Source organism: Burkholderia sp. DN3021 (genome assembly GCF_049805555.1).
GTDB lineage: Bacteria > Pseudomonadota > Gammaproteobacteria > Burkholderiales > Burkholderiaceae > Burkholderia > Burkholderia pyrrocinia_C.
Window position 1 is genome coordinate 65,402 of record NZ_JBNCAB010000011.1, and the last position, 14,885, is coordinate 80,286.

Here is a 14,885-nt window from a genome sequence, read left to right on the forward strand (position 1 = left end):
GCGGAACTAGCGTTCCGCCCTCTATTCGGCATATTGGGGGATGCCCTTAGGCGCTATGATACCGGCCTGATACCAGCGCCCACCGTAGCGAGACGGTCATGCGGGCAAGCTGAGGTGCCTTGCGTTCGCCGTTCGCGAGTCGAACAAGGCGTTGACTGAAAAGAACGATATTCGGCCAGTAATCGATGATTGAAAACCTACGAGAATCCGTTTCTCCGCGGCGCGCGTGCGCGTCGCTGGTCATGGCGGCGTTGCTTGCGGGATGCGCGTCGCAACCCGATTCGATCCAGCGGAAAACCGGCTGGATGCGTGCGGAAGTCGCCGACTCCTATGTCTATGCGTATCCGCTCGTGCTGATGGACGTCGCGAAGGAAGCGGCGACGGGCGGCGACGGCGCGCAGCCGGGGCAGGCGCCGCTCAACACGCTGCGCCACGCGCAGGCGCTGCCGCCGGTCGGCGCGGTCAATCCGCCGCTGCCGGGCGTCGACACGCTCGACTCGACCGGCTGGCTCGACGTCGGCGCCGAACCCGTGATCGTCGCGCTGCCCGACACGCGCGGCCGCTACTGGGACGCGCGCGCGCTCGACATGTGGACGAACGTGCTGTGGTCGTCGTCGGGCGTGCCGGCACGCGGGGCCCGCGGCGGCGCACGATCGCAAACGATTGCCTTTGCCGCGAAGGACTGGCAGGGCACGCTGCCGAAGGGCGTGCAGCGCGTCGACGTGCCGTCGGGCAATGCGTGGCTCGAAGTGCGGCTGCAGACGAGCGGCGGGCGCGATCTCACGAACGTGAAGAAGTTGCAGCGTGCGATCCGCGTGGTGCCGCTGTCCGTTTACACAGGCGCCGCGCGCGGCGCGTCGGTTGCGGTCCATGCGGGCAGCGCGCCGTCCGAAGCGGTGGGCGGCGGCACGCCGGCCGAGCAGGTGGCCGCGCTCGACCCGAAGGCGTTCTTCGCGCGCTTCGCGCAGGCGCTGCAGGACAACCCGCCGCCGGCCGACGACGCGCACGCGCAGGAATTGCTCGGCGACATCGGCGTGTCGGCCGGCTACCCGGTGCTGTGGACGGGCGACCGCCTCGCGGCCGCGACGGCGGGTGTCGCCGAGGCGCGCGCGCGGCTCGCGACGCCGCCGTCGAACCTGCTGAACGCGAACGGCTGGAGCTGGATCGGCGACACGGCCGGCAAGTACGGCCAGGATTACGCGCTGCGCGCATACGCGGCCTACACGCAGTTCGGCACCGCGACGCGCGACGACGAAACGCTCGCGGTCGTGCGCGTCGACAGCGACGGCCATCCGCTGAACGGCGCGAACCGCTACGTGCTGCATTTCGCGCCGGGCGCGCTGCCGCCGGTGCGCGCGTTCTGGACGCTCACGCCCTACACGACGAACGGCGCATTGCCCGACGTCGGCGCGGCGCGCCGCTCGCTCGGCGATCGCGACCGGCTGCGCCGCAACCACGACGGCTCGATCGACATCGTCGTGTCGGCGTCGCCGGGCGGCGCGTATGCGGGCAACTGGCTGCCGGCGCCGCGCACCGATTTCGCGCTCGCGTTGCGCCTGTACGCGCCGAAGCCGCAGGCAAGCGACGGCTCGTGGATGCCGCCCGTCGTCGTCCGGAAATGAACGGTTGACCGCCGCCGTTGTCCGACCCGCGGGCGCGGCGGCGGCGCCCGACCTCCGTACCGCCACCTCCTGAGCCTATACTTTCGGGATAGCGTGCACGGCCGCCCGGCTTTCCGGTGCGGCCCAGCATCCATTCCCGAGATATTCAAGCATGGCAAGCGCAGACAAAGAAACCGTATCCTCGACTACCCTCCATGCCCTCGGCGGCGTTGCACGCTCGCGCCGGACCCGGCGTATCGGCATCGGCGTACTGATCTTCCTCGTTTTATTCGGACTGCTGGGGTTCTTCGCGGCGCCGCCGCTGATCCGCCATGTCGCCGAACAGCAGCTGAGCAAGCAGCTCGACCGGCCGGCCAGGATCCAGCGCATCGCGCTGAACCCGTACACGCTGAATCTCGAAGCCGACGGCATCCGCCTGGGCGAGCGCGGCGGCCAGGGCGACTTCATCGACATCGGCAAGCTCGTCGTGAGGCCGTCGTGGTCGTCGCTGTTCCGCGGCGCGCCGATCGTCAACGAAATCCGCGTCGATTCGCCGCGCTTTCACATCGTCCGCTACGACGCGCAGCGCTTCAACTTCACCGACCTGATCGAGAAGTTCTCGACGCCGTCCAAACCCGAAAGCAAGCCGACGCAGTTCTCGGTGTCGAACATCCAGGTGAACGACGGCCGGATCGACTTCGACGATCGCCTGCTGAACGAAAAGCACGTCGTCGACAACTGGACGCTCGGCATTCCGTATATCGCGACGCTGGCGTCGAAGACCGACATCTTCGTCGAGCCGAAGCTGCGCATGCGTTTCGACGGCAGCCCGATCGCGATCGACGGCAGGACCAAGCCGTTCGCGCAGTCGCGCGAGTCGGAGATCGCGCTGAAGTTCGACCGTCTCGACGTGCCGAAGCTGATCTCGTACGTGCCGGCGAAGCTGCCGGTGGCCGTGACGAGCGGCTTGCTGAGCAGCAACCTCGCGGTCAATTTCGTGATGAGCGGCGAGAAGCCCGCGCTGCGTGTATCGGGCACCGTCGACCTGAACGACGCGAAGGTGACGGACCATACGTCGGCGCCGCTGTTCGCCGCGCGCGGCGTGCACGTCGCGGCGGCCAGCCTCGAGCCGCTGCGCAATGCGATGCACTTCGACGAGATCCGGATCGACCGGCCGGTGGTCGACCTGTCGCGCGACAAGCAGGGCGTGCTGAACGTCGAGAAGCTCGCAGCGCAACCGGGCGCCGCACCGAAGGCCGAAGCCGGCAAGCCGGCGGCGTCCGGGGCCGCAGCCGCTTCTGGAATCGCCGCCGCGGCAGCCAGCGGCGCGAAGGCAGAAACCACCGCTGCCGCGAAGGAGGCGCCGCCGCTCGACCTGACGATCCGTCATTTCGCGATCGACGGCGGCACGGTCAACGTCGACGACCGCGTGCCGGCGCAGCCGACCGCGCTGTCGCTGACGAAGCTCGCCGCGACGCTCGACGGCTTCTCGCTGCAGGGCAAGACGCCCGCGAAGTACACGCTGTCGACGTCGCTGTCGCGCGGCGGCGACGTGACGGCCGAAGGCGCATTCGATCTCGCGGCGAAGCAGGCCGGCACGAAGCTGACGGTCGCCGCGCTCGCGCTGCCGGCGCTGCAGCCGTACCTCGGCGAGGCGACGCGCGCGCGCGTGCTCGACGGCACGCTCGGCGCGACCGTCAACGCACAGGCCGACTGGGGCAAGACGCCGCTCGCCGCGCAGGTCGCCGACAGCACGGTCAGCCTGAAATCGCTGAAGATCGCGACGCCCGACACGAAGGCGCCCGCGATCGTGCTGCCCGATGCGAGCGCGAAGATCACGAAGGTCGACGTCGCCGCGCGCACCGCGGAGATCGCGAGCGTCGACGCGAGCGGGCTCGCGCTCGACGTGAAGCGCCTGAAGGACGGCAAGATCGACCTCGCGGCGCTGGCCGAACCCGCGCAGGCATCGGTGCCGCAGCGCACGGTCGCGCGCAAGGCCGAGGCCGCCGCGCCGTCGTGGCATTACCGGATCGACGCGCTGAACGTGAAGGATTCGTCCGCGAACTTCACCGACCTGTCGACGCCGCGTCCGGTGAAGCTGGCGATCAAGCCGCTGGAACTGTCGGTGCAAAAATTCAGCGACGACATGACCAAGCCGCTGCCGGTGCAACTGAAGGCGACGCTGAACCGCAAGGGCTCGCTGAACGTCGCGGGCGACGTGACCGCGCAGCCGCTGAAGCTCGGCCTGAAGATCGACGGCAACCGCCTCGACGCGGCTGCGTTCGAGCCGTATTTCGGCAGCGTGCTGAACGCGACGATCGCGAGCGCGCTGCTCAACGCGCAGGGCAACCTGACGTTCGCGCAGGTGAAGGACACGCCGCGCGCCACCTATCGCGGCGACGTCGCGCTCGTCGACGTGCGGATGCTCGACAAGGCGACGTCCGACCCGTTCGCGGGCTGGCGCTCGCTCGCGCTGTCGAACCTGAAGGCGAACTACGACGAGAAGGGCACCGACGTCGACGCCGCGCGCGTGACGTTCTCGAACTTCTACGGCCGCGTGCTGCTCGATGCGCAGGGGCGCCTGAACCTGAAGGACGTCGTCGCGAAGGAGTCGGGCCCCGCGCAGTCGCTCACGCGCGACGCAAGCAAGGGCGAGCCGGTGCCGCTGTCGCCGCAGGCCGCGTCGGCGCCGGCCGTGGCCCAGGCTGCATCGGCCGCGTCCGCGCCGGCGGTCGTGAAGGCCGCGCAGCCGCCGCAGCACCCGGTGCGGATGCACTTCGGTCAGCTCGTGCTGCAGGACGGCCGCGTCACGTACACCGACAACTTCATCAAGCCGAACTACACGGCGAACCTGGTCGCGATCAAGGGGACGGTCGGTGCGTTCGGCACGGATTCGACGACGTCCGCGCCGGTCGATGTCGCCGCGAACCTCGCGGGCAACGGGCCGATCTCGATCAAGGGCTCGGTAAACCCGCTGATCGAGAAACCCGCGCTCGACCTCACGGCGACCGCGCACGACATCGAGCTGACCAACCTGACGCCGTATTCGGCGAAGTACGCCGGCTATCCGATCACGAAGGGCAAGCTCAACGTCGACCTGCACTACCAGCTCGCGAACGACCAGTTGACGGCGAACAACCACATCTTCATCGACCAGCTCACGTTCGGCGACCACGTCGAAAACGACACGGCGACGAAGCTGCCGGTGAAGCTCGCGATCTCGCTGCTGAAGAACACGCGCGGCCAGATCGACGTGAACCTGCCGGTGTCGGGTTCGCTGTCGAATCCGGAGTTCAGCATCGGCGGGCTGATCTGGCATGCGGTGCTGAACCTGATCGCGAAGGCCGTCACGTCGCCGTTCACGCTGCTCGCGAATGCGTTCGGCGGCGGCGGCGAGGATCTCGGCTACGTCGAGTTCGCGCCGGGTACGTACGCGCTGACCGATGCGCAGCAGCAGAAGCTCGACACCGTCGTGAAGATGCTGACCGAGAAGCCGTCGATCCGCCTCGACCTGATCGGCCGCGTCGATCCGGCGAAGGACACGCCGGGGTTGCGCGACGCGTACGTCGACCGGCTGGTGCGCCAGCAGAAGCTGAGGGACGTGGTCGGCCAGGGCGAGAGCATCGATCCGATGTCGGTGAAGGTCGAGCAGGCCGAATATTCCAAGTACCTGACGCGCGCGTACAAGGCCGCCGACTTCAAGAAGCCGCGCAACCTGGTCGGCTTGCAGAAGACGCTGCCCGATGCGGACATGAAGCAGGCGCTGGCCGATCACGCACCGGCCGACGACAACGCGCTGCGTGCGCTCGCGCAGCAGCGCGCGCAGGCCGTGCGCCAGTACCTCGAAGGAAAGATCGATTCGAGCCGCGTGTTCGTCGTTGCACCGAAGCTCGATGCGAAGGGCATCGAGGACAAGGGCGCGACGACCCGCGTCGACTTCGGGCTCCAGTAAGCCGTCGCTTCATCCGCTGCCGCCGCGCCCGCACCAGCCGGGCGCGGCGGCTTTTTTTCAGCGCGCGACGATTGCCGGTTCGCGCTTGTCCAGTTCCTTCCTCGCGGCCAGCGGCAGACGCGCGTCGTCCCACTGCGTCAGCCATTCGACTTCCTTCGCAGTGAATACCTGTCCGTAGTTGCGCAGCGCGTACTGCAGCGCGTCGACGACGTGATGGCGGATGATTTCGGGGGTGCGTGCATCGTCCAGCACGAACCGGAGAGCTTCCAGGGTCGACATAGTCGTGCTCCGGGTCAGGGAAAACCCTTTATCACACGCCAATAGTCGCGGGCCAAGCCGAAAAAAAATCCGGCAGCGCACGCCGACGCACGGAACGGACCGCATTGCGACCGCGTCATGTCACTTGCGTTTGGTTACGTTTGACAGAGAACAGAAAGCCCCGCTTCATCCGACCGCCGCACGATCCGGCGATATTTTGCGCGCCTGATGGCAAGTCACGCAGTTCAACATCAATCGATGAGGTGGGGTGATGATTTCGTTCTTCGGTAAGCAGCGGAAGATGGCCGCGATGGTGGCGGGCGCGCTGGCGCTCGCAAGCATGGGCGCGTACGCGGCGCAGCAGGACGGCAACAGTCAGGGCGAGAACGGCGGCCATGCGCGCCGCGTCGTGAAGCACGTGCTGCTGATCAGCGTCGACGGCCTGCACGAGCAGGATCTCGCGCGCTGCATCGGCGCGAACACGTGCCCGAACATCGCGGTGCTCGCCAAGAGCGGCGTGACGTACGCGAATGCGTACACGCCTGGCCTGTCTGATTCGTTCCCGGGCCTCGCGGCGCTCGTGACGGGCGGCTCGCCGAAGACGGCCGGCCTGTTCTACGACGTGTCGTACGACCGCAACCTGTATGCGCCGAGCGACACGACGTGCTCGGGCAAGCAGGGCTGGAACGTCGTGTTCGACGAAACGACCGGCATCGACGCGATCAACGGCGGCAAGCTCGTGCACCTCGACGGCGGCGGCGCGTTCAACCCGCAAGCGATCCCGCATGCGCGCGTGGGCGGCCAGTGCGTGCCGGTCTATCCGCACAACTACCTGAAGACCAACACGGTGTTCGAGGCCGTGAAGGCCGGCGTGCCGAATGCGCACACCGCGTGGGCCGACAAGCATGCGTGGGGCTACGACTGGCTGAACGGCCCGTCGGGCACCGGCGTCGACGATCTGATGCGCACCGAGATCAACTCGATCGACCCGGCGACGAACACCGAGTACACGGACGTCTACTCGCACACCGCGCGCTTCGACAACCTGCACGTGCAGGCGCTGATCAACCAGATCGAAGGCCGCGATTCGACGGGCACGAAGAGCGCGCCGGTGCCGACGCTGTTCGGCGCCGACTTCCAGACGCTCAGCGTCGCGCAGAAGTCGCCGGTCGCGAAGGGCGGCGGGTATCTCGACGCGGACTTCACGCCGAACGGTCAGGTCGCGAATGCGATCACGTATGTCGACAACTCGATCGGCCATGTCGTCGCGGCGCTGAAGCAGGCCGACCTGTACACGTCGACGGCCGTGATCGTGACGGCGAAGCATGGCCAGTCGCCGACCGACCACACGAAGCTCGTGAAGAACGGCGATACGCTGACGAAGCTGCTCGAAGCGAACAACTACCTCGACCCGAACGGCAACTTCGGCCAGAACAACACGTCGACGGGCAACCTGAACGACGGGTCGGGCCTGGTCGGCACGGGCTTCGTGCAGACCGACGACGTCGGCCTGATCTGGCTGCGCGACCGCAGCCAGCGCACGGCCGTCGTGCAGACGCTGAAGGCGAACCTGGGCTGCAACGCGCCGGGGATCTGCGCGGACGGCTCGCAGGCGTACATCCTGTACGGCGCGGCGCTCGCCGACCGCTTCGGCGATCCGGCCGACGGCCGCACGCCGGACATCATCGTCCAGCCGAATCCGGGCGTGATCTACACGTCGAGCACGAAGAAGGACGAGGAGCACGGCGGCAACGCGCCGGACGACAGCCACCTCGGCCTGCTCGTGTCGTATCCGGGCATCCATCGCGCGCGTACCGTGAACGATCTCGTCGGCACGAAGCAGGTCGCGCCGACGATCCTCGAGCTGCTCGGCGCCGATCCGCGCCTGCTGCATGCGGTCGTGGCCGAGAACACGCGCGTGCTGCCGGGGCTCGGTATCGGGCGTTGAGCGGGGCGGGCGGCGCGGCACTGCGGTGCCGCCCGAGCCTGTCCGGCCATGCCGCCCGGGCTTGCCCGGCTCCAGTCTCCCGAGCCTGTCCGGCCATGCCGCCCGGGCTTGCCCGGCTCCAGCCGCCCGAGCCTGTCCGGCCATGCCGCCCGGGCTTGCCCGGCTCCAGCCACCCGAGCCTGTCCGGCCATGCCGCCCGGGCTTGCCCGGCTCCAGCCGCCCGAGCCTGTCCGGCCATGCCGGACAGGCTCATCCGCTCGCGCATTCGTCGAGCATCCATTCCCTGAAGCGCCGCAACGCAGCGCTCGTCTCCAGGCGCTCCGGCGCGTAGCACAGGTAGTGCCCTTGCGCGTCGACGTCGACGGGGGCGTCGAACGGTTCGACGAGCACGCCGGTCGCGAGCGTGTCGACGATCAGGAAACGCGGCACGAGCGCGAGCCCGAGCCCGGCCTGCGCGGCCTGGATCAGCACCGAATACTGTTCGAAGCGCGGCCCCGACAGCGCGTTCATGTGTGCCGCGCGATGGCGTTCCGCCCACATGGACCATGCGATCTCCGCCTGCTCGTGCACGAGCCGCGGCGCGGATGCCGCGTCGGCCGGCGTGCGCAGCGCATGCCGCGCCGCGAATTCACGGGAACAGACCGGCACGAACGTACGGCCGTCCAGGTAATCGCAGCGCACGCCTTCCCAAGCGCCGTCGCCATAGCGGATCGCCGCGTCGAGTCCGAACGGAAACACGTCGCCGTGAGCCAGATGGCGGCGAAAACTCAGCGTGACGCCCGGCGCGCAGGCCAGAAAGCGCGCGAGCCGCGGCACCAGCCACTTCGTCGTGAAGGTCGGCACGCTCGCGATCGTCAGCAGATCACTGTTCTCGCGCGCGCTCAGCAATTCGATCGACGCGTTGCCGATCTCGCGCAGCGGGCCGATCACGCGCGCGTGATAGACCTGTCCGGCCCGCGTGAGCGCGAGATTGCGCCCCTCGCGCACGAACAATCTGACGCCGAACAGCGCCTCGAGATTCGCGATCTGCCGGCTGACCGCGCTCGGCGTCAGGCCGAGTTCGCGGGCCGCATACGAGAAGTTCAGGTACTTCACGGAACTCGCGAACGCGTGCAGCTCCGCGATATTGGGAAACAGGTGCTTCACGGCGAACTATTCCTTGCGCGCACAGATCGATGCGGGCGTTGTACGTTTTTTTCATGACGATGCCATGTCGGATCCGCACACTGCGTCCGTCACGACAATGCATGCCGGCCCTGTCCGGCGGGCGTTGCGTGACCCATTCCGTATCCGTCAGCGAGTTTCGCCATGCATCCGCCATCCGCTCCGGCCCTTGCCGAAGCTATTCCGATTCGTCGTAACAAACGGCCGCGCGCGTTGGCGGGACGCCTGCTGCTGCAGGCATTCGTCGCGGCCTTCGCGCTGTACCTCGCGTTGCCGATCGCGCTGCTGCTGATCGGCTCGGTCGGCCAGTCGTGGACGAACACGCTGCTGCCGTCCGGCATCACGTCGCACTGGTTCGCCGATCTGGCCTCGAATCGCAGCTTTACCCGCGCATTCGGCGTGAGCCTCGTCGTCGCGCTCGCCTGTTGTGCGATCAATGCCGTGCTGGCGCTGCCGCTCGCGTATGCGCTGCATCACCGCGCACTGGCCGGCCGCGGCTTCGCGGCGCGCGTCGTGATGCTGATGCCGATCGCGGTGCCGGCGCTGACGCTCGGGTTCGGCTACATCGCGATCTTCAGCGGCGATGCGCTGCCGTGGCTCGGCACGCTGCCGCTGATGATCGCCGCGCACGCGGTGCTGACGCTGCCGTATCTGCTGCAGACACTGCTGAGCGACCTGCGCCACCTGGGCCTCGCCCATCTCGAGGCGTGTGCGGCAACGCTCGGCGCGACGCCGCTGCGGCAGTTCTTCACGATCGTGGTGCCGAACCTGCGGCATAGCCTGTTTTCAGGCCTCGTGATGGTCGCCGCGCTGTCGATCGGCGAATTCCAGATCTCGAACCTGATCGCGGGCTTCCGCTATCGCAACTATCCGATCGTGCTGCTGCAAGCGTTCTACGGCGCGTCGGGGATGGCCTGTGCGGCGACCGTCGTGCTGCTCGTCCTCGCCGTGCTCGCGACGCTCGCATCCGTCTTCACCGTGCAACGCCTGAAGTGAAACCGTCATGAGTCTCGATTTCGAAAACGTCAGCTTTCAGTATCCGGGCGCCCGTCACGGCGTCGACGCGGTCACGCTGTCCGCGGCCCAGGGCGAACTGCTCGCCGTGATGGGCCGCAGCGGCTCCGGCAAATCGACACTGCTGCGCCTCGCCGCCGGGCTGCTCGACGGCTACCGCGGCCGCATCGCGATCGTCGGCCGCGACATGGCCGGCGTGCCGGTGTGGCAGCGCGAGATCGGGATGGTGTTCCAGCACTACGCGCTGTTTCCGAACCTGTCGGTCGTCGACAACGTCGGCTATGGCCTGAAGATGCGCGGCATGACGGCGGCACTGCGCCGCCGCCGCGCGCTCGAGATGCTCGAACGCGTCGGCCTCGCGGCGCAGGCCGACCGCAGTACGGCGCTGTTGTCCGGTGGCCAGCAGCAGCGCGTCGCGCTGGCCCGCGCGCTCGTGATCGAACCGAAGCTGCTGCTGCTCGACGAGCCGCTCGCGGCGCTCGATGCCGGCATTCGCCACCAGCTGCGCGACGAGATCCGCGCGCTGCAGCGCGCGTGCGGCGCGACGACGCTGCTCGTCACGCACGACCAGGACGAGGCGCTCAGCATGGCCGATCGCGTGGCGATCGTCGACAGCGGGCGCGTGCTGCAGGCCGGCACCCCGCGCGACCTGTACGAGCGTCCGGCGACCGCGCAGGTTGCCCGCTTCGTCGGCCATTCGACGCTGCTGCGCGGCCGCGTGCTCGCGCACGGCGCGGTTGACGTGCGGTTCACCACGCTGTGCGCGGATACGGGCGCGCACCGGCCGGGCGACCCGGTCGACGTGCTGGTCCGGCCGGAACACCTGCAGCCCGATCCGCCAGAACACGTCGCGAACCGCATCGACGGCCGGGTCGGCGAGGTGCGCTATTTCGGCGCGACGCAGCGCTTCGACTTCGTGCCGGCCGGCGCGACCGACGCGCTGCTCGGCGAAGGGCGCGAGCTGCCCGCGCGCTGCGTGTCGATCGAGCCGCGCCACCTGCTCGTGCTGCCCGCCGCGTAAGTGCGGGCGACCCAATTCATTCAACGGAGAATCACGATGTCTGCACGCCGCCACTTCCTTCTTGCGACGCGCCGCCGCCTGTTGGCGCTCTGCGCGTTCGCGACCCTCGCGCCGGCGCTGGCCCATGCCGCGCCGCTGTATCCCGGCGAGGATGCGCTGTACGAGAAGGCCGCCGACGAAGGGCTCGTCGTGTCGTTCGACACGGGCCCGGAATGGGCGAACTGGAAATCGCTGTTCGCCGAATTCCGCAAGCGCTACCCGAAGGTCGAGATCACGTACAACGACATCGGCTCGGCGGCCACGGTCGTCGCGCTCGACAAGTCGCGACGTCGCCCGCAGGCCGACACCGCGTACTACTTCGCGGCGTCGGCGCTCGATGCGACGGCCAAGGACGTCGTCGCGCCGTTCAAGCCGGTCAATTTCGACAAGCTGCCGCCGGTGTTCCGCGCGGCCGACGGCCGCTGGTTCGCCGTGCATTCGCTGAACATCGCGCTGCTCGTCAACCGGAAGCTCGTGAAGAACGTGCCGCAGCGCTGGTCCGACCTGCTGAAGCCCGAATATCGCAATGCGGTCGTCTATCTCGACCCGCGCTCGACCGGGCAGGGGCAGGTCGCCGTGTTCGCCGCCGCCTATGCGAACGGCGGCAGCGTCGACAACCCGAAGCCGGGCGCGGAGTTCTTCGGCAAGCTGAAGCAGGCGGGCAACGTGCTGCGCGTCGAGGGGACGACGCCGTACGCGAAGTTCGTCAAGGGCGAGATTCCGATCCTGATCGGCTACGAGAACGACGGGCTCAAGGCCAAGTACACGGACGGCATGGGCGACGCGGCCGACGTCGTGATTCCGCAGGACGGCAGCGTATCGGCGCCGTACGCGATGAGTCTCGTGAAGAACGGCCCGAACCCGGCCGCCGCGCAGTTGTGGCTCAACCTCGTGATGAGCGATGTCGGCCAGGCGCTGTTCGCGCAGGGCTACGTGCGCCCGGCCGTACCCGGCACGCCGGTCGCGCAGGAGGTTGCCGCGAAGCTGCCGAATGCGCCGCAGGTGCGTCCGCTCGACGTCGCGAAGGCCGCGACGCGCAAGGCCGAGGTCGACCAGCTCTGGTCGCAGGCCACGCTCGGCAAGTAAGGGGAACGGGATGCGGGTCTCGTCCATGCAGCGCGGCGTCCTGCGCCGCTACGGCGCGGTGCCGGCGGCCGGGCTGTTCGCGGTGTGCTTCGCGCTGCCGCTCGCCGCGCTCGTCGGCGCCGCGTTCGACGGCGGCGGTCGTGCGTTCTCCGCGGTATTCGGCGATCCGCTCGTCGCCGACGCAATCGTGCGTTCGCTGGCGCTCGCGATCGGCGCCGGCACGCTGTCCGTCGCGGTCGGCGTGCCGGTCGCGTTCGTGCTGGCCGGGCAGTCGCCGGCGCGCCGCCGCTGGTCGCTCGCGCTGCTCGGCGTGCCGCTTGCGTTCTCCGGCCTCGTGATCGCGTACGGCTTCATCCTCGTGTTCGGCCGCGCCGGTTTCGTGACGACGCTGCTGGCGTCGCTCGGCGCGGACCCGACCGTGGTCGGCGGCGCGATCTACACGATGCCGGGGCTCGCTTTCGCGTACGCGTACTACCTGATCCCGCGCGTCGCGCTGATCCTCTACCCGGCGCTCGCGAATCTCGACAGGCGGCCGCTCGAGGCGGCGCTGACGCTCGGCGCACGGCCGTGGCGCGCGTGGTTCGACGTCGCGTGGCGCGAGCTGTGGCCGTCGATCGCGTCGGCGTGGTGCCTCGTCAGCGCGATCGCGCTCGGCACGTACGGCACGGCGCTCGCGCTGGCCGGCACGCAGATCAACATCCTGCCGCTGCTGATGTACCTGAAGCTGTCCGACGGACAGACCGATTTCTCGCAGGCCGCCGTACTGTCGATCGTGCTGACGGCACTCTGCACTTGTGTTCTTGCATTGGGGGAAGGACTTGCACGGCAACGACGTCATTGAATGGTCGAACCAGGCGCGCGATGCGCTGCAGCAACTCGCGCAACGGCAGCGCGGCGCCGACCGGCACCGGATGCCGGTCGGCGTGATCGGCCCGCGCGATGCGACGGACGCCCAGCTCGCCATCGCGGAGCGAATCGCGCACGGGCTCGCGGCGGCGGGCGTCGCGATCGTCGGCGGCGGCAAGCAGGGCGTGATGGAGGCCGCCGCGCGCGGCGCGCATGCGGCGGGCGGCTGTGCGATCGGGCTGCTGCCCGAGGACGACGCGCAGCACGCGAATCCGTATCTGAGCGTCGCGCTGCCCACCGGGCTCGGCATCACGCGCAACGCGCTGATCGCTCGCGCGTCGCTGTGCCTGATCGCGGTCGGCGGCGGCCTTGGCACGCTGTCCGAAATCGCGCTGGGGCTGCAATGGGGCAAGCCGGTGTTCACGATTTGCGACGCGCCGCAGGTGGCGGGCGTCGAGAACTTCGACGAAACGGACCTGCTCGTCGCGCGGGTCGCGCAGTGGCTGTCCGGTTCGGCGTAGATCGGCATTCCGGATAACCGGATGCATCGTTTCAGGTGGTATCGATTGAATAAACAGGAATCCTCTACATGAAGAAGATCACTTTTGCGCTTTGCGTTGCCGGCGGCCTCTGCACGGCGGCGCATGCGCAAGGCACCGTCACGCTCTACGGGATCGTCGACGCGGGTTTGGGGTACACGAGCAACCAGCGCGTCGCGACGAGCAAGGGGTCGCTCGGTTCGCCGGTCGCGTATCGCGGCGCGTCGAGCTACAGCTTCGCGAGCGGTACGTGGTCCGGCAGCCGCTGGGGGCTGAAGGGCAAGGAAGATCTCGGCGACGGGCTCGCGGCCGTCTTCCAGCTCGAGAGCGGCTTCAACATCGGCACCGGGCAGCTCGGCCAGGGCGGGCGGATGTTCGGCCGCCAGGCGTGGATGGGGCTGTCGAGCACGCGCTACGGTACGCTGACGATGGGCCGCCAGTACGATCCGATCGTCGATTTCGTCGGCTCGATCGGGCCCGGCTCGTTCCTGACCGGCATGGGTGCGCATCCGGGCGATCTCGACAACATCGACAACCAGTCGCGCGAGAACAATTCGATCAAGTACGTGAGCCCGTCGTTCGGCGGCTTCACGTTCGGCGGCCTGTACGGCTTCGGCAACCAGGCAGGCAGCGCGAAGAACCAGAACACGTGGAGCGTCGGCGGCCAGTACGTGAACGGGCCGTTCGCGCTCGGCGCGGCCTACCTGTATGCGACCAACGCATTCGGCGCGAACGGCGGCGCATGGACCGGCTCGTACGACGGCACGTTCGCGTCGTCGATCAACGAGGGTTTTGCGTCGTCGAAGAGCATGCAGATCGTCGCGGCCGCGTCGACCTACCAGATCGGCGCGGTGACGCTGGGCCTGTCGTACAGCAACACGCAGTACCGGGCAGGCGCGTTCTCGACGTTCCGGGGCAACGCGACCTACAACTCGGTCGGCGGTACGGCGTCGTGGCAGGTGTCGCCGGCGCTGCGCGTCGCGGCCGGCTACGACTTCACGCGCGGCAGCTCGGTCGGCGGTGAAGCCGCGCCGAAGTATCACCAGTTGAACCTGGCGTCGTACTACTACCTGTCGAAGCGGACCGCGCTCTACGGTCTCGTCGGCTACCAGAAGGCGAGCGGCAAGACGCTCGACCCGTACGGCAACGTCGTCGCCGCGACGGCGTCAGTCGGCGACGTCGGCAACGGCATCTCGTCCGCCGGCAACACGCAGACGCTCGTGCGGATCGGCATGCGGCATACGTTCTGACGCGGCTCCGTTCGTCTCCGGCGAGCCCTTGCGGCCCTTGCGCGATGCGAGGGCCGTTTTTTTGCGGCTGGCGTGCCGGTCGGGCGAAAGGGGGGGGCGATGCGGACGCTCCGACGTGGAGCCACGGCTTACTTGCGGGCTGCGCGCGGTCAGCGTACGCCGGCTTG

Annotated in this window: 11 protein-coding genes; 9 read left to right on the forward strand and 2 right to left on the reverse strand. The window is 68.6% G+C overall.

The features are described 5' to 3' along the window. Positions 1-185 precede the first annotated feature (185 nt). Together ACPUER_RS08590 and ACPUER_RS08595 are read left to right on the forward strand one after the other, a co-directional pair. Entirely contained in the window at positions 186-1,622 is a 1,437-nt protein-coding gene (locus tag ACPUER_RS08590) for a DUF1254 domain-containing protein (RefSeq protein ID WP_425130855.1), read from the forward strand. Positions 1,623-1,773: 151 nt separating this feature from the next. After that, entirely contained in the window at positions 1,774-5,553 is a 3,780-nt protein-coding gene (locus tag ACPUER_RS08595; protein ID WP_425130856.1) for a DUF748 domain-containing protein, read from the forward strand. Positions 5,554-5,610: 57 nt separating this feature from the next. Here ACPUER_RS08595 and ACPUER_RS08600 read toward each other — a convergent pair whose 3' ends face one another. Further along, entirely contained in the window at positions 5,611-5,832 is a 222-nt protein-coding gene (locus tag ACPUER_RS08600; RefSeq protein ID WP_034181647.1) for a hypothetical protein, read from the reverse strand. 250 nt (positions 5,833-6,082) lie between these two features. Between ACPUER_RS08600 and ACPUER_RS08605 the strand changes: the two genes are divergently transcribed. Continuing rightward, the gene (locus ACPUER_RS08605; protein WP_425130857.1) at positions 6,083-7,759 is read left to right on the forward strand and encodes an alkaline phosphatase family protein; all 1,677 of its coding nucleotides are present in this window, start codon (positions 6,083-6,085) and stop codon (positions 7,757-7,759) included. A gap of 249 nt (positions 7,760-8,008) precedes the next feature. On the opposite strand, the gene ACPUER_RS08610 is transcribed toward ACPUER_RS08605, so the two are convergent. Beyond that, a complete protein-coding gene (locus ACPUER_RS08610; protein ID WP_425130858.1) occupies positions 8,009-8,905 on the reverse strand; it encodes a LysR family transcriptional regulator in 897 nt (298 codons plus the stop codon). 162 nt (positions 8,906-9,067) lie between these two features. Here ACPUER_RS08610 and ACPUER_RS08615 point away from each other — a divergent pair, with 162 nt between their 5' ends. The 6 genes from ACPUER_RS08615 to ACPUER_RS08640 all read left to right on the forward strand — a co-directional run bounded on the left by ACPUER_RS08615 (position 9,068) and on the right by ACPUER_RS08640 (position 14,718). Next, entirely contained in the window at positions 9,068-9,919 is an 852-nt protein-coding gene (locus ACPUER_RS08615; protein ID WP_175960002.1) for an ABC transporter permease, read from the forward strand. 7 nt (positions 9,920-9,926) lie between these two features. Then, complete coding sequence (locus ACPUER_RS08620) at positions 9,927-10,958, forward strand: ABC transporter ATP-binding protein (RefSeq protein WP_175960003.1); 1,032 nt, start codon at positions 9,927-9,929, stop codon at positions 10,956-10,958. 36 nt (positions 10,959-10,994) lie between these two features. Then, complete coding sequence (locus ACPUER_RS08625; RefSeq protein WP_204422065.1) at positions 10,995-12,083, forward strand: extracellular solute-binding protein; 1,089 nt, start codon at positions 10,995-10,997, stop codon at positions 12,081-12,083. A gap of 10 nt (positions 12,084-12,093) precedes the next feature. Further along, complete coding sequence (locus ACPUER_RS08630) at positions 12,094-12,924, forward strand: ABC transporter permease (protein ID WP_175960004.1); 831 nt, start codon at positions 12,094-12,096, stop codon at positions 12,922-12,924. 70 nt (positions 12,925-12,994) lie between these two features. Further along, positions 12,995-13,450 carry a TIGR00725 family protein gene (locus tag ACPUER_RS08635; RefSeq protein ID WP_425130875.1) on the forward strand — a complete coding sequence of 152 codons (456 nt, stop codon included), beginning with the start codon at positions 12,995-12,997 and terminating at the stop codon, positions 13,448-13,450. Positions 13,451-13,518: 68 nt separating this feature from the next. Further along, positions 13,519-14,718 (forward strand): porin, encoded by a 1,200-nt coding sequence (locus ACPUER_RS08640; protein ID WP_175960006.1) that lies wholly within the window; start codon positions 13,519-13,521, stop codon positions 14,716-14,718. Positions 14,719-14,885: the final 167 nt, after the last annotated feature.